General features: G+C 50.3%; 15 protein-coding genes. 10 read left to right on the top strand and 5 right to left on the bottom strand.

Annotation, left to right across the window (positions count from 1 at the left end; genetic code table 11):
• Positions 1 to 941: 941 nt before the first annotated feature.
• Positions 942 to 1,088, bottom strand: coding sequence for a hypothetical protein (locus HDT28_08725; protein MBD5132651.1), 147 nt, complete (start codon positions 1,086 to 1,088; stop codon positions 942 to 944).
• Between the two features lie 186 nt (positions 1,089 to 1,274).
• On the opposite strand from HDT28_08725, the gene HDT28_08720 reads away from it, so the two are divergent.
• Positions 1,275 to 1,808, top strand: coding sequence for an inorganic diphosphatase (locus tag HDT28_08720; protein ID MBD5132650.1), 534 nt, complete (start codon positions 1,275 to 1,277; stop codon positions 1,806 to 1,808).
• A gap of 12 nt (positions 1,809 to 1,820) precedes the next feature.
• Positions 1,821 to 2,471, top strand: coding sequence for a hypothetical protein (locus HDT28_08715; GenBank protein ID MBD5132649.1), 651 nt, complete (start codon positions 1,821 to 1,823; stop codon positions 2,469 to 2,471).
• Positions 2,472 to 2,586: 115 nt separating this feature from the next.
• On the opposite strand, the gene HDT28_08710 is transcribed toward HDT28_08715, so the two are convergent.
• Positions 2,587 to 3,477: a LysR family transcriptional regulator gene (locus HDT28_08710; protein MBD5132648.1), complete on the bottom strand. Its 891-nt coding sequence runs from the start codon at positions 3,475 to 3,477 to the stop codon at positions 2,587 to 2,589.
• Positions 3,478 to 3,603: 126 nt separating this feature from the next.
• On the opposite strand from HDT28_08710, the gene HDT28_08705 reads away from it, so the two are divergent.
• From HDT28_08705 to HDT28_08690, 4 genes are all read left to right on the top strand, one after another.
• The gene (locus tag HDT28_08705) at positions 3,604 to 4,782 is read left to right on the top strand and encodes an NADP-dependent malic enzyme (protein ID MBD5132647.1); all 1,179 of its coding nucleotides are present in this window, start codon (positions 3,604 to 3,606) and stop codon (positions 4,780 to 4,782) included.
• A gap of 130 nt (positions 4,783 to 4,912) precedes the next feature.
• Positions 4,913 to 8,749, top strand: coding sequence for an InlB B-repeat-containing protein (locus tag HDT28_08700; GenBank protein ID MBD5132646.1), 3,837 nt, complete (start codon positions 4,913 to 4,915; stop codon positions 8,747 to 8,749).
• The gene (locus HDT28_08695; protein MBD5132645.1) at positions 8,742 to 10,733 is read left to right on the top strand and encodes a hypothetical protein; all 1,992 of its coding nucleotides are present in this window, start codon (positions 8,742 to 8,744) and stop codon (positions 10,731 to 10,733) included. Before HDT28_08700 ends, HDT28_08695 begins: the two co-directional genes overlap by 8 nt.
• A gap of 11 nt (positions 10,734 to 10,744) precedes the next feature.
• Positions 10,745 to 11,953, top strand: coding sequence for a hypothetical protein (locus tag HDT28_08690; protein ID MBD5132644.1), 1,209 nt, complete (start codon positions 10,745 to 10,747; stop codon positions 11,951 to 11,953).
• Positions 11,954 to 12,009: 56 nt separating this feature from the next.
• Here HDT28_08690 and HDT28_08685 read toward each other — a convergent pair whose 3' ends face one another.
• Genes HDT28_08685 through HDT28_08675 form a run of 3 tightly spaced genes read right to left on the bottom strand, consistent with a single transcriptional unit; the run spans position 12,010 to position 13,847 of the window.
• Complete coding sequence (locus HDT28_08685; GenBank protein ID MBD5132643.1) at positions 12,010 to 12,240, bottom strand: helix-turn-helix transcriptional regulator; 231 nt, start codon at positions 12,238 to 12,240, stop codon at positions 12,010 to 12,012.
• Positions 12,241 to 12,250: 10 nt separating this feature from the next.
• Positions 12,251 to 13,462 carry a serine hydrolase gene (locus HDT28_08680; GenBank protein MBD5132642.1) on the bottom strand — a complete coding sequence of 404 codons (1,212 nt, stop codon included), beginning with the start codon at positions 13,460 to 13,462 and terminating at the stop codon, positions 12,251 to 12,253.
• 22 nt (positions 13,463 to 13,484) lie between these two features.
• Positions 13,485 to 13,847, bottom strand: a complete 363-nt coding sequence (locus tag HDT28_08675; protein ID MBD5132641.1) for a metal-dependent transcriptional regulator — start codon at positions 13,845 to 13,847, stop codon at positions 13,485 to 13,487.
• Between the two features lie 339 nt (positions 13,848 to 14,186).
• Between HDT28_08675 and dnaN the strand changes: the two genes are divergently transcribed.
• The 4 genes from dnaN (at position 14,187) to HDT28_08655 (ending at position 17,702) form a co-directional block, all read left to right on the top strand.
• Positions 14,187 to 15,290 (top strand): DNA polymerase III subunit beta, encoded by a 1,104-nt coding sequence (gene dnaN, locus HDT28_08670; protein MBD5132640.1) that lies wholly within the window; start codon positions 14,187 to 14,189, stop codon positions 15,288 to 15,290.
• A gap of 100 nt (positions 15,291 to 15,390) precedes the next feature.
• Entirely contained in the window at positions 15,391 to 16,509 is a 1,119-nt protein-coding gene (locus HDT28_08665; protein MBD5132639.1) for a hypothetical protein, read from the top strand.
• Positions 16,510 to 16,527: 18 nt separating this feature from the next.
• Positions 16,528 to 16,959 (top strand): hypothetical protein, encoded by a 432-nt coding sequence (locus tag HDT28_08660; protein ID MBD5132638.1) that lies wholly within the window; start codon positions 16,528 to 16,530, stop codon positions 16,957 to 16,959.
• 68 nt (positions 16,960 to 17,027) lie between these two features.
• Positions 17,028 to 17,702, top strand: coding sequence for a hypothetical protein (locus HDT28_08655; GenBank protein MBD5132637.1), 675 nt, complete (start codon positions 17,028 to 17,030; stop codon positions 17,700 to 17,702).
• Positions 17,703 to 17,943 lie beyond the last annotated feature (241 nt).

Here is a 17,943-nt window from a genome sequence, read left to right as displayed (position 1 = left end):
GCGGGTTCCGCTGGATTCCTCCGCTTCGGTCGGGATGATGAATTAAAAGCCGCGCTTGTCATGACGATATTATCAAAAAGAAAATATCAACCATCATCATCCCGAGCAACGTCGAGGGATCTTTGGCGTAGCCGCAAGGTTGTTTAGAAATAACTCACCCCCACTCTTTGACCGATTGCATCCCAAAACAACCCTATTTTGGCGGTCTGAGACAGAATTTTGCATGAAGAAAGAAAATTTCCGGATACCCTACCGTGACGGTAAACCGACGGTTTAGTAAATCAAGATTTATGCGAAAAAGTTTGAGCGTGCGATTTCACCCGCCGAGTTGATTAATGGGCTGTTGTTAAACTGTACACTTCTTTTGTTCCCGTCATCCTGAGCGTGAGCGAAGGATCTCAAAAGATAGGTTTAATCAAAGTGAGATTCTTCGCGTTGCTCAGAATGACGGATTATTACCCTTGCGCATGACCGTCGTCAACCCATAATAGCCCAAAAATATTTTTTAGTAACTAATGCCCGCCCGCATCCTTATTCGCCCATAAACTCGTCGCGCGCTCATTCGAAATTTTTAATGAAGTTTATAAACTTTCGGATACCCTACCGTTCAACTAAACCGACGGTTTAGCAAATCAAGATTTTTTACTATTTTTATACAAGCGAAAAGCCGAGCGTGGCTCGGCTGATCGTTGCGTAAAAATTTAGTTAGTGTGGATTTGCGCCGAGGTCATTCCCTCAACAAAATGGCACACGTGGGACCCTTTTGTCTTGGCGCTAAGTAGTAAACCATTAGAATATTAGTTTACTTTATTCGAGAAGCATTTTTGCTTGCTTGCAAAGGCAAAAATGCGCCGAGAACAAATTAGGTTTCTCCACAGCGTGCTGTGGAGAGCGCACGGAATGCGCGGTATCGAAGCTTGCTTCGATAAACCATGCCTAATTTATTTAACGGTCGTAGACTTCTTGCTTTGAGTGCGAGTAGTCGACTTGCTCGTGGTGCTCTTAGCCTGAACGTCATTGTTCGACTTCTTGGCGCCGCAGCAGCGCGTCGAATTGCTCTTGGAAGCAGTCTTTTTCGTATTAGCCATTTTATTTCCCCCTTGTTTTTTTCTTTACGCAAGTTTAGTATGGTCGGGTATAGTTGAAAGTATACATACTTATTTAAATAACTTACTAATTCATGCGCCCAAGTTATAGCCCGTATACCGTAATATCATTTTACAACCGAAAATTAAAATGATATAATTAATGAAAATAAAAGACAAGAGGCGACTATGAATATTTGGCACGACATAAAAGCCGAACGCATTACCGAACAGAAGTTCGAAGCGCTTATAGAAATACCCAAGGGCAGTAAAACCAAGTACGAGCTCGATAAAGAAACGGGCTTACTGCGGCTCGACCGCGTACTTTATACTTCGACGGTGTATCCGGCAAACTACGGGTTCATTCCGCGCACGCTCGCGGACGACGGCGACCCGCTTGACGTTCTCGTTCTTTGCAACGAAACTATTCATCCGATGACGCTCGTCACTTGCACGCCCATCGGTGTTATAAAGATGGTTGACGGCGGCGCGCTCGACGAAAAGATAATCGCCGTGCCCGTCGACGATCCCAATTACAAATGCTATTACGATATCAACGAACTGCCCAAGCATTTGTTCGACGAAATGATGCACTTCTTCGAGGTCTATAAAATGCTCGAACATAAAAAGACGACGGTCAAAGAGATCGCGCACAAGTACGACGCGATCGAGATCGTGCGCAAGTGCATTGCCAAGTATAAAACGAAATACGATAAAAAGTAATTTGAAAAATTTATGAAAAAACTTGTTACGGAAATAAATAAAGAAACACTTACAAAATATTTACCGATATTCGGCATTGATTCCCAAGTAACGATTTTGGATGATGCACAGGCAACTTCCAATGATATATGTTTGAATTCAAAAGGTACTCCGTTTTACATTGAGGAAAATATTATTGATTTAAATAGCATTTTATCTTTGTGTGATGATATAGATAATGCAAAATCGCCAATTCGAAAAAAGATTATTTGGGGTGAATTTTGCGATTTTTGGGTGCTTATCATAAATATCAAAAAGCAACGAGAGTTTGGATATTCAATGAGCGATATTGAATATATCTATAAGAAGGGCGTGGAATTGAATTTACCGATAAAGCTTCAACAAGCGTCCACGGATTTAGGATTTTATCCCGATGTAAATTATTTGGTTATAACAGGGAAATCCCAAATCGGTGAAATGTTATTATATCAAGAGGACGAAAACGATTTTTTGGAATACGTATTTTCATTACAATATTTACGGATTAAAAAATTCTCTAAAAAGAAAGAAAAAGCCGGTACGCATTGGCATCCGCGAGGGTATCAAAAAGCAATAGAAGATATGATTGCTTTTATGAATAACGATGAAGAATATTTTAGAAATGTAATAAAATTGAGAATATAATATTTATAGCCCGCTACTTCTTTTTTGAGAATATAGCGGGCTTTTTGTTTGGACAAAAACTCTATAACGATAAATAAAATTTTTTGCGATTTTTGGGCAGTTTTTTGAATTTTTGTCAGCTGCGAATGCGATTTTTGACGATTTTATAAAATTCTCGCGAAGCGTTGGTGTGCGGGTGGTGAGGGTCGGACACCATGCAAATACTGCGCTCGGGCAGTTCTTCGTCGAGCTCGATTCTGAAAACTTCGCCGCGTTCGATAGCGTCCTCAGCCATGCCTTGCGGCACGAACCCAAGCCCGAAATTATGACAAATCATAGACACCAAAAGATCGGCGCCGTCGGTTTCTATATCGGGCGAAACGGTCAAGCCGTTCTTTATGAATATATCGTCTATGAACTGACGAAGCTGCATACCTTGCCGCAAACATATAAAAGGGTAGTTCTTTATATCGGTCAGCGACAGCCGCTTGTCTTTAAGATAGCCGAAGCTGTTTCCCGCAATAAGAATGTCGTTAAAGCTTGCGACGGTTACGGTCGTAAGTTCTTTGGAATTATTGAACGGTGTGGACACGAACGCAAGGTCTATCAAGCCCGTTTTGAGCTTTTCCACCGTGCCGTTATTAGAGCCCGTCGTTATTTTGAACTTAACGCCGGGGTGCATATAGTGAAAATCGTCGAGAACGTTGAACAAAAAGTTATGAAGCGCAGTGACCGACGAACCGATATGTATTGTTCCGCCGTCCACGCTTACGGCTCGGCTTATTTCTTCCTCGCCCTTTAACAGCTGGTTGTGCGCCACGTTCACGTATTCGAACAGCCGTTGCCCCTCGTTGGTGAACTCAACGCCGTTTTTCGTCCTGACGAACAGTCGGCAGTTTAATTCACTTTCCAAGTTCTGTATGGCGCGGGTGAGCGCGGGCTGTGAAGAATACAGCTCGGCGGCGGCGCGCGTTATGTTCTTGTGCTTACCAACGTAATAAAATATGCGGTAGTAGTCGTAGTTCATATAAACCCCGTGATATGCAATTAGTGTATGATAAGCATACCATATTATCATTTTACATTATAATAGATTTATTGTATAATGTAAATAGAAAAACCAAAATTTCTTGTGAAATTATCGGAGGGAAAAATGACAACAAGAGAGCAGTCTTTGAAATTGCACGGCGAGTGGAAGGGCAAAATCGAAACGGTTTGCCGCGTTCCCGTCGACAGCCGCGAAGCGTTATCGCTCGCGTACACGCCCGGCGTAGCCGAGCCGTGCATGGCTATTCACGACGATATAGAAAAAAGTTTCGAACTCACGCGCCGCTGGAACACCGTTCCCGTAATAACGGACGGCACGGCGGTGCTCGGGCTCGGCGATATCGGTCCCGAAGCGGGTATGCCCGTTATGGAAGGGAAGTGCGCGTTGTTCAAAGCGTACGGCGGCGTCGACGCGTACCCATTGTGCATTAAGAGCAAGGACGTGGACGAGATAATCAACACGATAAAGCTTCTTTCGGGCTCGTTCGGCGGAATCAACCTCGAAGACATTTCCGCGCCGCGCTGTTTCGAGATAGAAACGCGGCTCAAAGCGGAGCTCGACATTCCCGTGTTTCACGACGACCAGCACGGCACGGCGATCGTAATGACGGCGGCGCTTATCAACGCGTTGAAGCTTGCCAAAAAGGACAAGACCAAAATCAAGGTCGTAGTCAACGGCGCGGGCGCGGCGGGCATATCGATAGCGCGCTTTCTAATGCTCTACGGCGTAAAGGACGTTACGCTCTGCGATCTTAAAGGCATAGTGTGCGAGGGCGAGGAGTGGCTCAACCCCGTACAGAAAGAAATGGCGAAAACGACAAACCGCGCGAAGCTTCGCGGAAAACTCGCCGACGCCATGAAAGGCGCGGACGTGTTCGTGGGCGTGTCCGGTCCCAACTGCGTGACTAAGGACATGGTAAAGTCGATGGCGGAAAAGGCGATACTGTTCCCGTGCGCCAACCCCGTGCCCGAGATCAGTCCCGAAGCCGCGCTCGAAGCGGGAGCATTTATAGTAGGCACGGGTTCGTCGCAGTACCCCAACCAGATAAACAACGTTTTGGTTTTCCCGGGGCTGTTCCGCGGCGCGCTCGACGTGCGGGCGAATACGGTCAATACCGAAATGATGCTCGCCGCCGCAGAAGGAATTGCGAATTGCGTGACCGAAAAACAATTGTCGCGCGAATACATATTGCCTTACGCTTACGACAAAACAGCGCATGACTGCGTGGCGAAAGCGGTCGCCGAAGCGGCAGTCAAAACGGGCGTGTCCAAACTGAAAAAATAGCGAAAAACGCCGTTTTTTCGCAAATTCGAACGCGAAAAATCGAAAAAACGCCTAAAACGGCGAAATTTCGGTTGGGTCGAAGTTACTCAAATTAATCTTTCGGGGTGTGAATATGACGCGGGGAAAACGATTGAGAAATATTATTCTTGCGCTCGTCTTTTGTATATTTTGCGCGCTTTTTGCGGTGGGGTGTTCAAAGGACGAAAAGCGGTATTATACGGTAACGTTCATTGACGGCGATACCGTATTCAGCCGTGTGGAAGTGGAGCGCGGCAAGCGTGTGGAGCTGCCCGCCGCCCCCGAGCGTACCGACGAGAATTATATTTTCGACGGCTGGTATTTCGACGAGGATGGCGTTAAAGCCTACGATATTTCCAAAGAACGCGTGACGGGCGATATCGTTTTGTGGTCCAACTTTTTGTACGTTTCCAACGTGCCCGATAACATCACGGCGGGGCGGAAGGCGTTTTCCAACTCGGTCGTATGGTTGCAGCGCGGTATCGACGAGGACACAGTTTTCGAAATCAAGCTCATGCGCGGCACGTATATCGGCGGCGGCGAGTACGATTATTCGAGCGGTGCTGTAACCGACGGCAGTCTTACTTTCACCTCGTACAAGAACCACGACGGAGTGTACGAACTTGAATTTACGCCTACCGTTATCCCCGCGGGCGGCGTGTACGCGGTTGAAGTCAGCTGCGAGAGCGGCAAGACCGTTAAAACCGAGTTGTACTTTAAGGGCAACGGCACTAAGGCGAACCCCTATCTCGTAGTCGACGGCACGGACCTTGCGGCTATAAACGGGTTGAATATCGGCGCGGACAATTACTATAGGATAGAAAAAGATCTAAACGTAAGGCTTTTGGCGCAGGATATAGTCGGCAACACGTTCGACGGGTATCTCGACGGCAACGGCAAAACGGTAACTATCGACGCGGGCGGCTGCGGTCTTTTCGGCACGCTCGGTGAAAACGCGGTAGTCGAGGACTTGACGGTCGCGGGCAGTATCGCCGACGCCGCCGAAAACTGCGTAGGCATAGTCGCGAGCGTGAACAACGGAAAAGTTCAATACTGCACCGTTTCTGCGGGCATTGAAAGCAGTATCGGCACGGCGGGCGTGCTCGACGGCGACAAGAACGGAATAGTCGGCGGCGCGGGGGGTATCGTCGGCGTGAACAACGGCTCGGTAGCCGACTCTACGTATTCGGGCTCGGCGCGCGCTAAGGTGGGCGCGGGCGGCATAGCCGTTATCAACAACGGAAAAATAGAAAACTGCACGTACGGCGGCACGCTCGGCGCGGGCAACGCGATAGAAAGCGGCTCGTCCACCTCGGCAATGAGCTATATGGGCGGTATCGCTTCCGTTAACTACGGCGAAATAATTTCGTGCACGGCGACGGGCAGGCTTCTTGCCCAGCGTTCGCGCACGGGCGGCGGCGCAAACAACAATATCGGCGGTATCGTAGCGTTCAACACGGCGGACGGAAAAATTACGAAATGCTCGACTGCGAGTATGCGCGTTTACGGAAATAACAACGTGGGCGGCATTGCGGGCGAGAACAGCGGCGAAATAACCTACTGCTACACGACCGCCGATTACCGCAAGAATATTACTGCGCATAACTATATAGGCGGCACAGCGAACGTCGGCGGTATCGTCGGGCTGACCAACGACGGTGCGACGGTGAGCAATTGCTACGCTCTTTCCAACGTTTACGCCTACGACGGCGCGGCGTATAAGCTTGCCAAGTCGGCGACTGACAGTATTTACCTTAGCGACAATCTCGACAGCCGCGACTTTACCGTTTGCACGAACAACGAAATCGTAAACAACGCCGCTAAGCCTTTGACCGCGCCCGTGGGCGACAACAATATCGCTATCGAGATCACCGAGGCGGTTAAGGAACAATATAAGACAGACGATTATACCCTTCCCGAGTTGAGCGAAGAACAGTTCGCAACGCTCAACGGCGAAAGCAGCGCGTTCCGTTCGGCGAAATCGCCTACATTTACGGTGACGACGGCGGTCAAGGACAGAACGATAAACGTAGTGCTCAAAATCGACGGGCAAGCCGATATAGATTATTCGGTGAGCAGGGCGAGCAAGAACAAGATAACTCCCGAGGCGCCCGATACCGATACGAGCTACGTGGTGGGCTATACCTTATTAAAGAACGGTAATAAGATAGCTTTTGCTTACGGCGAGGCGCTTGGCTATGCGGACCTTGCGGAGTACGGCTCGACCGTCACCATTTATCCCGTGTACGTAAACGGCACGCGCCCCGAATCTAAGGTGCTTAACGTGGCTGTTTTCGGTCGATTTATCGACGGCGATATGGTAGGTGAGCTACTCAAAGCGTTCAAAAACTCGCAGTATTTCGACGGATACGAGGACGCGCGCTATACGGTACTCACCGAACACGGCGTAGACGATTACGCCGCGGCAGTAAAAGCAGGCAACGCGCAATACGGCAAATATAACGTTTCGTTCGGTCAGAACAATTTGGACGTCGGGCAAAGAGAGGACGTTTCGGTTAGCGTGATACGCGTAGATAACGGCAACGTAGCTAACCGACAGGTCGGCATAATCGGCAATGACAGCGTGGCAAGCAGCTTTGCAGAGTTCATTGCGACCGATACCGCCAAAAAGATAATGAACCCCAACTATGTTGAAGTCACTCTCTACAACGGCGACGAAAAATTAGATACCGTGCTCGTGTTATCTAACGGCAATCTCAATCTTACCACTCTCGAAGCGGAAGAAGATATGGAGTTTGCGGGTTGGGCGAAAGAAAAGGAGCCGCAGGACGACGAAACGCTGTATAACTTAATCGTGTCCTATGCAACGCTTGCGGGAATAGCAGAGGAAAAAGCGGTAACGCTGTACGCGCGGTTTACCGAAAAGAGCACCGCGCCGACTTTACCCACGCTTAAAGTAGCCGTATGGACGAGATACGTAGACAAGACGACCGTGGACACGCTTGTGACGGCGTTCGAGAACTCATCTTTCTACGACGCAGAAAAGTACGGAAAATCGACCACGGTCGAGTTGACGGCAGGCGACAACAATGCGTTCATAACCGAATATGCCGGAGCCGGCGCGAACATGGCGTTTGCGTACAAATCTACCAATTTGCATTCATCATTCGGCAGTCACCCGAGCGTGTTTATCGCCAACCAAAACGACTCGAAGAAAAAGTACGATACGCTGTACGTCGGTTATAACGGTAGCGACGAAGCGGTTGCCAAGTTCGCGGAATTCCTCGAAACCGTCGAAGCCCAAAAGATAATGTGCCCCGACTACGTAGAAGTTACGCTCTATAACGGCGACCAAAAAATAGATACCGCGCTCGTGTTCTCGGGTGGAAGTCTTGCGCTTGACACTCTCGAAGCGGAAGAAGATTATAAGTTCGACGGTTGGTCGGTCAATCCCGAACCTGTCGAGGGCGAAACGTTCCTTAATACCTCGGCGACCTATTCCGCGCTGGCGAATTTAAGCACGAGCAAGGCTTTGCCCCTTTATGCGCGGTTTAGTGAGATAGGCGAAGAACCGCCGACAGCTGAATATAAATTGGTTGTGGCGATACACGCTAATGCAAGCGAAGCCGCAAAAGATATATATATTACGGAAACAGAAATAGAAAACCTTAAAAAAGCATTTAACCAATATTTAACGGTCAATCAAGTGTCCTTGACGGCAGATCAAATAGAGTGGGTTATCGTCACCGGGAAAGATGTTTCCGGATTTACGGAGGCGGTTAATACTCACGGAAAGGTAAATGTTGCTATTTGTGGAAATGCAGTCAATAAATCTCTTTTTGATACTCAAAAAGCAAAAGTCGATGTTGCCGAAAGTTTCTTCGCAAGTACAAATAGAAAAGTCGGCGTAATAAGCGGTTCGGCGGAAAACCAATTTGCTTTACTGTTCTATCAATTCATGCAGACGGGGGCGACCGAAAATGAATAAGGCTAAAAGCTTCTTTATAAAATCAGGCGCGTGGCTCAAAAAATTCTTTATCGGCGTTTGGAAAGACAAGACTAAGTTTATTTTGGCGCTTGCTATATGCTTGTTGCTTATCGGTTCGCTGTTCGCGTTTGCCGTAAATACCGACTGGGGACGGGTGAGCGTTAAGTCGTTCAAGCTCAAAACGGGCGACGACACCTGGGTGGTCGCCGACGTGTACAAGCCTAAAAACGCGAGCGCGGATAACAGGGTTCCGTGCGTTATCGTTTGCCCCGGGTACCAGCGCACCAAGGAAACGCAGGCGGCGTACAACCTCGAACTGTCGCGGCGCGGGTTCGCGGTCGTGTGTCTCGATCCGTACAGTCAGGGCGAGTCGAGCACTACCGACCAAACGGCGAGCGAGGTCGGCTACGGGCTGTTCGCGATAATCGAGCACGTGACGGAGGTCGACGAGAGCGGCGCGCCCGTCAACTTCGATTACATAGACCTTTCGCGCGTGGGCATTGCCGGGCACTCGGCGGGCGGCAACGCTTGTATCTATGCCATGAGCAAGTACGGCACGCACAATAATCAAAGGATACAGGCGGCGTATATTTCGGGCTACGTGCGTAACTCGGTGTTTACCGATTCGGACATGAAAACGCTCAAAAACCTCGCGTGCAACCTCGGCGTGGCGTACGCTCGCTTCGACGAGGGCGCGTACCAAAACTCGGGAACGAGCACCGTCGTCGACGCGGACGCCGCGACCTCGCTCGACTATTCCGATATGCGCTACACCAAGTCGGCGATAAATATAGTCAATTCGGGCATATATCTGCACGAGGGCACGGAAGAAAACTTCGTTACCGAGGTCTCCATCGACGATTATTACGGCAGCCCCGACGACCATACATTCCGCGTTGTGCACAACGAGCGCACCATCCACGCACTGCAACCGTACGACAATCTGTCGATAGCGCACGTGGTAGAGTTCTTCGACTACGTGTTCACCGACGGCGCGATCGAGGCGAGCGGCGTTTCGCCCTACTCGCAGGTGTGGTGGGTGAAAGAGATTTTTCAGGGCTTTATGCTGATAGGCGTTTTCCTGTTCGTGCTCGCGTTCCCGACCCTGCTGCTCCGCACCAAGTTTTTCAAGACGGCGGTGCACGAGGTTCAGCCCATGGGGCACAACGACGGCAAAGTCGATAAGCTCATTTTCTGGGGGATCTTCACCGTTTGCGCCGTGTTCGCGCTGTTCGCGTACAAGTGGGCGGCGACCTTTGCCGCCGGTTGGTTCACGACCGGACCGTCGGAGAACAAAGGCGGCTTGACCTGGCTGTTCCCGCAGCGCATGACAAACGCCGTCATGCTGTGGGCGGTCATGAACGCCGCGGTCGGCATGGGGCTGTTCCTATTGGCGCACTTCCTACGGCACAGAAAGCGCGGCGCGACGCTTATCAACCTGAAAGACAAGCCGAGCAACGTGTTCAAAAATCTTCTTCTCGCGTTTATAACGTTCGTGTCGTTCTACGCGATAGTTGATGTTCTGTATCTCATATTCCACGTCGACCCGCGGTTCTTCTTCGTTTGCGTGCGCCCGCTTTTCCTCAATACCAACTGGAAAATACTCGTGCTCGCACTAATGTATATGCCGCTGTTCTTCCTGTTCTATTTCACCAACTCGGTGCGCGTGAACTGCTCAATGCGCAACGCGCGCTGGGGCAAGGTGGGAAGCGTTGCTATCGCGTGCGTGGCGAACTGCATAGGTCTTATCGGCATTATCGGGCTTCAATACATAGTGTTCTCGGCGACGGGCACGGTGTGGCTGACCGATACCTGGCTGTACGTAAACCTTTTGTGGGGCGTCGTGCCCATGATGATACTTCTGCCCATTTACAACCGTTATTTCTATAACAAAACGGGCAAAGTGTATCTCGGCGCGTTCGTCACTTGCATGATATTTATTATGATCTCCATGCTCAATACGGTCACGTATTTGCCGTTGTAGAGGACAAAGCTATGAACAATAAACTATATAAAATTTTGGCGTTTGCGGCGGCGGGCGCGCTCGCGTGTTCGGGGCTTATCGCGTGCGCAAGCGATAGCGATCCGCTTATACCCATGAATGAGCTGAGCGGCAAGCGGCTCGTCGGGAACAACGTTAAATGGTTGGGGCGGACGGAGTACGACGCCGAAACGCAGACTGTCGACTGCTCGTATACCGCTACGGGGTTCGAGGTGCGGTTTATCGGCACTCGGCTGGACGTGACCTTTACCGCTACAAATACCGACAGCGCGTACAACCGCCCGTATTTTTACGTTTCGGTCGACGGCTCGGGCGATACGCAGATCGAGGACTCGAACGAGAACTATTACAAGGTCTATCCGCTTACCGAGAGCGTTCAAACGGTGACCGTTGTCGACGGGCTGGACGAAAACAAGGTGCATACCGTGATGGTGCTGAAAGCGAGCGAGCCCGAAAACTCGCGCACTTCCGTAAAGTCGATATTGACCGACGGCGATTTTATTAAGCCCAAGAAAAGCTCCGCGCCCAAGTTCCAGATTTTGGGCGGCTCGGGCATTTCGGGGCACGGGTGCTTGGGCAAGGAAGGCGAGAGCTGGACGACCGAGAACTCGTCGTCAATGTATGGGTTCGGGTACCTTGCCGCGCGTATGTTCGGCGGCGAGTGCGAGTTTGTAAGCAACAGCGGCATGGGAATCAAGTGGGGCTACCGCGGCGTGGCGAGCCTTATCGACGCGTACGAAGCGACGGGACTGACCGCCGAATACAACGCCGACGGCTCGACTAAATCGGTCGCGCCTACCGATAGCAAGTGGGATCACGAAAGCAGCTCGCCCGACGTAGTTATAATCAATATCGGCGGCAACGATTGGAACAGTCATATAAGTCTTTTGGACGAGGGCTCTGCCGAGCGCAAGACCGCCGAGAACGAGTTCTGCACGGCGGTAAAAACACTGCTCGACCGTATACACGGTCTGCACCCTGCGGCGGATATCGCTTGGACGTGCAACAGCAAAACGACGGGCAACGGCGCGCTCGCCAAAAGCGTTATCGACGAGCTGTCGTACCGTTCGCAAATAGTAGTTATAGAAATCGATAACGCCAAGGACGGCGCGGATAACCACGCAGGCCTTGAAACGCAAAGAAAGAACGCAGAAACAGTTGCAACAGAGATCTCAGCGGCGTTCGGTTTGGAAATGAAATAAAAATTAATAATTAAATATTAAGAAATAAAAAACTTCCGCTAAGTCACGGCGGAAGTTTAATTTTGCGCGAAAATATCGGAATAGTCTACGTTGAGTATTTGCTTGATTAGAATTATTTCGTCGGCGTAAATATGGCGTTGCCCGACTTTGATTTTGGCGACTGCGCTTCGCGTTATATCACATCCGAGCAATTGAAGCTGTGCCGCGAGATAGTCTTGCGTAAAGCCCGCCTTTTCACGCAACCGTCGAATATTATTGCCGACGCGCTTTTCTATTTGAATATTCATATAGCTTCCTTTAATTAATATCGGTTATTATTTTTTGTAACGTTTCCGCCCAATTTTGTACGCCGCCGTCCGATTTGCCCGTGCGCAATATTACCAAGTCGTTGGCGGGCGATATATACAGTATTTGATCGGACTTGCCCCAAGCGATTATATCGGGTGACTGTTCGGACGGAACGGAGTACCACATATATTTGTAGCCTATATTCTTACCTGCCAAAAACGAATTTTCGTAGTCCGTTTTGTTTATAGGAAAATCGCACAAAGTCGATTTGTCTAGCCAATCTTTGTTTATAACCTGCGACCCGTTCCAAAACCCGTCGCGCAATATCATACTGCCTATTTTTATGAAATCGACCGCACGGAAGTTTATTCCGCTCTCCATCTTTTCAAAACCCGATTTATCGCCGTCTAGGCTCCACGACGCGTCGTGCTCCGCGCCGATTTTTTGCCAAATTTCGCGCTCGAAAAATTGCGAAACTGTCACGCCCGTACTGCGTTCCAAAATAATGCCGAGTAGCAGCGGGTGATAGTTATTGTACCTGAATCTGCCGCCGTACTCATTTGTTAAGTCTGTATGCGATAGAGCGAGCGCTCTTAAATCGTCGTGCCAATAGGTGAGCGTGTCGTCGCCGAACCACAAAAATTTATCTTCGTCGTAAACGATATTCGAGCGCATTAGAAGTAGATCTTCTATCGTCGTTTTACCGATTTCTTCGGTTTGGAACACGGTAATATAATTAGATATAGGTTCGCTCACGCTTTTGATAAAACCGTTCTCTATCGCTTTGCCTATCAGGAGCGAAACGACCGATTTCGCCATAGAAAACGATGTGTTTATCGAGTTTTCGTCGTAGCCGTTTGCGTATTGCTCGTAAACGATTTTATCGTTTTTAACTATTATAAACGAGCAAGTGTCGGTGCTTTTAACGAACTCGCTAAGAGTTTTTTGTTTGCTTCCGTAGTCGACTGTTAATTCGCCGATAGCGGCATTTATGCGTTTTTCATATAAATACGGCTGTTCGCTCTTTTGTATAACTCGCTCGGGGAATATTTTATAATCGTTTACGCTCGAATCGAAATGCGTAAGAACTCTGCCCAAGAATGCGGGCGAGTATATTCCCATAGTCACGAAACACAAAATTAAAAACGCCAAAATCAATGCGATGATCGGCGTTAAAATTCCTATAAGGGTTTTTTGTTTTTTATTCAGCTTGGTTTTCATAAAACGGCTTGCGGTTGGCAAATCAGCCGTCGATTTTCTTCTTAATAATATCGAACAGCTCGTCGTCGATAACGTGTTCTATGCGGCAGGCGTTGTCTTCGGCGAGTTCTTGGTTTGCGCCGATAGAAACGAGAAGCTTGGTCAGCACGTTGTGTCTTTCGTAAATAGTATTCGCTTTCTTCGCGCCCTCGGCGGTGAACTCGATAAACCCGTCGTCACCCACGCGGATATAGCCGCGGTCCTGTAAAAGGCTCACGCCGCGCGACACGCTCGACTTGGCGTAGCCGAGTTTTTCGGCAATATCTATCGAGCGGACGGCGGGGCGTTCGCTTTTAAGAACGAGGATCGTTTCGAGGTACATTTCTTCCGATTCGTGGATTTTCATGGTTTCGCCTTGATAATTCTTCTAATATATTAAGTATAGCATTTTGCCGTCGCAAAGTAAAGCGGTTTTAAACTATGAGTGGGCAAATCGTGATGAAAAATCTTTCGGCGTCTTTCGGGCAAAAAGGCGGCAATGACGTAAACGCCGAAAATTCTTGCGCGTAGCGCCGCTACGAGCGCGAATTTTTGCCGCCTTTTATCGCCGAAATCCGCTCGAAATATTATAATCATCTCTTTTTGCCCACTCATGACAAAATTCTTAATCGACAGGTCGCGCAATAATTGACAATTCGCCCGAGGTATAGTATAATTAAAGAAAAAGCATGAGAGGAAAAAACCAATGAAAGTAGAATGCAACGGTAATGATTTAAGCGACGCGGTCGCACGCGTAATAAAGGCTGTTCCCGCGCGCTCGACCAACGCCGTGCTCGAAGGCATTAAGCTTTCGGCGAGCGACGGCACGCTCACGCTGACCGCGACCGATCTCGAACTTTCGATCGAGCACATGATCCGCGCCAACGTTATTGAAACGGGCGAGGCGGTCGTGCCCGGCAAGCTGTTCGGCGATTTCGTCAAAAAGCTTACCTCGCAGACGATAGTGCTCACCGCTTCTCCGTCGCGGCTCAAAATCGACTACGAGCGTAGCGAGGGCGAGTTCGGGTGCTTCCCTGTCGAGCAATATCCCGAGGTCAACCGCATAGAGGACACGCAGCACTTCGAGCTTAAAAGCTGCGATCTTAAAGACCTCGTAAACAAGGTTGCGTTCTCGGTGTGCACCGACGATTCGCACCCCACGCTCAAAGGCGTGCTCTTGGAAATCAACGACAGCGAAGTCGTCGCCGTCACGACCGACGGCTATCGGCTCGCCAAATGCGTTAAGCCGATTATCGCGACGACTGCTTCTACGAGCATTACCGTGCCCGTTCGCGCGGTCATGGAGATCTCGCGGCTTTTGACCGATATTGACGACGAAGTCAAGCTCAATCTTCACAAGAACTTCCTCATGGTCCAGGTCGACGCGACGACGATCACCACGCGGCTCATCGACGGCACGTTCGTCAATTATCGTCAGATCATTCCTCAGCATTTCGACACGCTCGTGTACATTCCCAAAAACCTGTTCGAGGACGCTATCGACCGCGCGGTGCTTATGGCTCGATCGGAGAAGAACAACAACCTCGTTCGGTTCGATATTTCGCAAACGAACATGACGGTCAGCTCGCGCAGCGAGGCGGGTACCGTCGAGGAAAACCTTCCCGTCAATACCGACGGTGCCGACCTTTCGATCTCGTTCAATGCGCGGTACTTCACCGAGTTCCTGCATTGCATGAACTGCGAGACGGTCGTGCTCAACCTTACCAACTCGACCTCGGTGTGCGTTGTCGCGCCCGTCGGCGGAGTAGAGGACTATATCTATCTCGTGCTTCCGGTAAGAAGCGTGTAATAAATTAAGAATTAAGAATTCATAATTAAGAATTGCGGACGAATTAAATAAAAACACCGCAAAGCGGTCAATAATTCTGAATTCTGAATTTAGGAGAACTATGAAAAACGACATCAATCTTATATTAAACAAGCTCGTCAGCTATGCGACGGATAATCTTTTGCTCGACGAACTCGACGCGCTGTACACGCTCAACCGCTTGTCTGTAGTATGCGGCGCGGGCGCGGTATCGCGTGATCAGGACGCCGACTACGGCGAAGCCGATCTCGCCGCGCTCTTAAACGAGCTTACCGCGGCTTGCCCTGCTGCCGATAAGGCGGCGGTCCGCGATATTCTTTTCCCCATGCCGCGCACCGTCAATATGTATTTCGGCGACGCGCTCGGGCGCAACAAAAACAAGGCGTTCGACTTCTTGTTCGAGCTTTACGCGAACGGCGGCGCGGCTTCGGCAGGCGAAGCTGTCGCTAAGGACGGATACCTCGCATACGTGCGTACCGCCGAGGCGGCGGGGGGCGTTACCCTCGACGTTAAGGGCGAAGCGCTCGCGTATATCCCGCGCGCAGTTGCGGGGCGCATTGCCGAGCTCGAAAAGCCCGACGTTACCGCCGACGATACGCTTTCGCGTATGGCGGCGTACGTTACGACCTACGGCGGCGTGATCGCGGCTAAGTCGGTCGGCGATATCGACGGCTACCTGACCTGCGCGGACTGTGCGCTCACTCACGCCAAGGTCAAGACCGAGATCTCGGGCGGCGCGGTCAAAACGGATATTCTCGATTATCCCGTGCCCGTCGTTGCGTTCAACGGCATTGCCAAAAACACGGTCGCGCGCGAGGTTGCGCGGATCATTAAGGCGGCGGAGCCCGCGGGGCTTAAACCCGTCGTTGCCGCCGCGGCTAAGGACGGCATAACGTTCTATCTCGTTTTCGCGGGCGAAGTGACCGATCCCAACAAGTTTATCGGCAAGACCGATGCGCTCACTGCGTGCGGCGTGTTCGAAACGGTCGACTGCTCGGGACTTCTCAGCGTGCTCGAAAAAGGCACGGCGCTGTCCACCGACCTTTCGGCGTTCAAGCCCATCTACGACAAGATCGGCGGCGTTAAGCTCGGCGCAAAGGCGGCGGCGGAGCTCGGCGGCGCGCTCGCGGAAATCTTCAAGCCCGCGCTTCAAGCTTCCGCGACCACGCCCGAAGCGGCTGTCAAGGCGCTTTTCGCATAACTCAAAAAAACGTTAAGCATGAACCAGGCCGATCTTAACAAACTCATAGCGAGCGTCGAAGCCAACGACCCGACTGCGATGTTCATTTACGCCGAGTATTTGCGCCCGACCGATCCCGCGGGCGCGGATAAGTATATTCTGCTTGCCGCATACCTCGGTCAGCCGCAGGCGCAGGAAGCGTACGGCGACAAATGCCACGCCGACGGCGATTACGTGACTGCGGCTAGATTCTACCGTCGCGGCGCGCGCGTGGGAATGTTGGACTGCTCGGTCAAGCTCGCCGCTATGGAGCTCGAAACCAACGAGGAAAAAGCGGTGCGCGAGCTCGAAGACCTCGCCGAGAACGGGGTCAAGTCGGCGTGCGCCGCGCTCTCCGCGTACTATCGGGTCAAGGGCAAGAACAAGGAAGCCAAGTATTGGGAGTCGCTTATCAAAAAGGTTTGTAACTAGCCTTTCCGTTCGTCGAGGCGTTTGCTTCGGCGAATATATTTTTAAAAAATAAAGAAATTACGTATATAATGAAAAATCCGCACGATACAAGCGAATACAAAAAACTGGATGACGGCGTTTTGCCCGAGCCCGAGCCGGAAACCGCAACCGCGACCGACGAAGCCGTGGGCGAAGCGGACGGGGCGCAGGCTGTCGAAACCGCCGACGGCGCGACTAAGGCTAAGAAGAAAGACAAAAAGCAAAAGCTGTCGGGCGCGTACTATTACGTGGATAAGGACGAACAAAAGCTCAAAGACATGGCGTTTGCGCGGACTATGCTGTGCGTGATCGGGTTTATGCTGCAATTTGTCGTGCTGCTTTTGCCGCAGGGCGGGCTGGAATACGTTACCTATAATATTCCGTCGCTCGCTTATGCGTATATGTGGGCGGTGTTCGTGCTCGTCGGGATCGCGATATGGTTGTTTATTATGATCAAGCTGCGCTATAAAATAGCCAAGCGTATCGTTAAAGAGTATGCGCCGAAAAACGGGTTTAAGCGGCGCGCGTACTTCGGCAGCGAGCTGTTTATTGCGATCAATGCGGTCATATTCTTGTTTGAGCTCAGTTTTGTGTGTATCCATTACGACGGTATCGGGCTGGTCGGTATGTTCATAACCGCGCTCGCCGTCGGGTGCGCCGTCGCCGCGCGTGTGATCACGCAGCAGACCCTTAAAAACGCCGAGCTTATCGAAGCGAAAGAGTAGGTTTTTTCTTCCTTCTTGTGAACAAGAAGGAAGCGAAGAAAACTTTGTGTTAAAAAAAGCTGTATTGGGCTTATACTCCCGATGCAGCTTTTTTGTTGAGGGTAAAGTAAAATAACCTTGTTATTTCGAGCTTGCGAGAAATCTCCCCGCGGATAACGATTATACAATAGTGATATCGAAAGTAAAAGCCTATTTATAATACTCGTCAAGTAGGTTACTGAAATTGGGGTTTGTCGATTTA

The organism is Clostridiales bacterium, assembly GCA_014799665.1.
Classification (GTDB): Bacteria; Bacillota; Clostridia; order Christensenellales; family Pumilibacteraceae; genus Anaerocaecibacter.
This window is presented reverse-complemented; position numbering and strand designations above follow the sequence as displayed.

Coding starts and splice junctions, on each gene's coding strand:
- HDT28_08665 (MBD5132639.1), top strand. CDS start 15,391: ATGAAAAACGACATCAATCTTATATTAAACAAGCTCGTCAGCTATGCG.
- HDT28_08690 (MBD5132644.1), top strand. CDS start 10,745: ATGAACAATAAACTATATAAAATTTTGGCGTTTGCGGCGGCGGGCGCG.
- HDT28_08685 (MBD5132643.1), bottom strand. CDS start 12,240: ATGAATATTCAAATAGAAAAGCGCGTCGGCAATAATATTCGACGGTTG.
- HDT28_08680 (MBD5132642.1), bottom strand. CDS start 13,462: ATGAAAACCAAGCTGAATAAAAAACAAAAAACCCTTATAGGAATTTTA.
- HDT28_08675 (MBD5132641.1), bottom strand. CDS start 13,847: ATGAAAATCCACGAATCGGAAGAAATGTACCTCGAAACGATCCTCGTT.
- HDT28_08655 (MBD5132637.1), top strand. CDS start 17,028: ATGAAAAATCCGCACGATACAAGCGAATACAAAAAACTGGATGACGGC.
- HDT28_08715 (MBD5132649.1), top strand. CDS start 1,821: ATGAAAAAACTTGTTACGGAAATAAATAAAGAAACACTTACAAAATAT.
- HDT28_08705 (MBD5132647.1), top strand. CDS start 3,604: ATGACAACAAGAGAGCAGTCTTTGAAATTGCACGGCGAGTGGAAGGGC.
- HDT28_08660 (MBD5132638.1), top strand. CDS start 16,528: ATGAACCAGGCCGATCTTAACAAACTCATAGCGAGCGTCGAAGCCAAC.
- HDT28_08720 (MBD5132650.1), top strand. CDS start 1,275: ATGAATATTTGGCACGACATAAAAGCCGAACGCATTACCGAACAGAAG.
- HDT28_08725 (MBD5132651.1), bottom strand. CDS start 1,088: ATGGCTAATACGAAAAAGACTGCTTCCAAGAGCAATTCGACGCGCTGC.
- HDT28_08710 (MBD5132648.1), bottom strand. CDS start 3,477: ATGAACTACGACTACTACCGCATATTTTATTACGTTGGTAAGCACAAG.
- HDT28_08695 (MBD5132645.1), top strand. CDS start 8,742: ATGAATAAGGCTAAAAGCTTCTTTATAAAATCAGGCGCGTGGCTCAAA.
- dnaN (MBD5132640.1), top strand. CDS start 14,187: ATGAAAGTAGAATGCAACGGTAATGATTTAAGCGACGCGGTCGCACGC.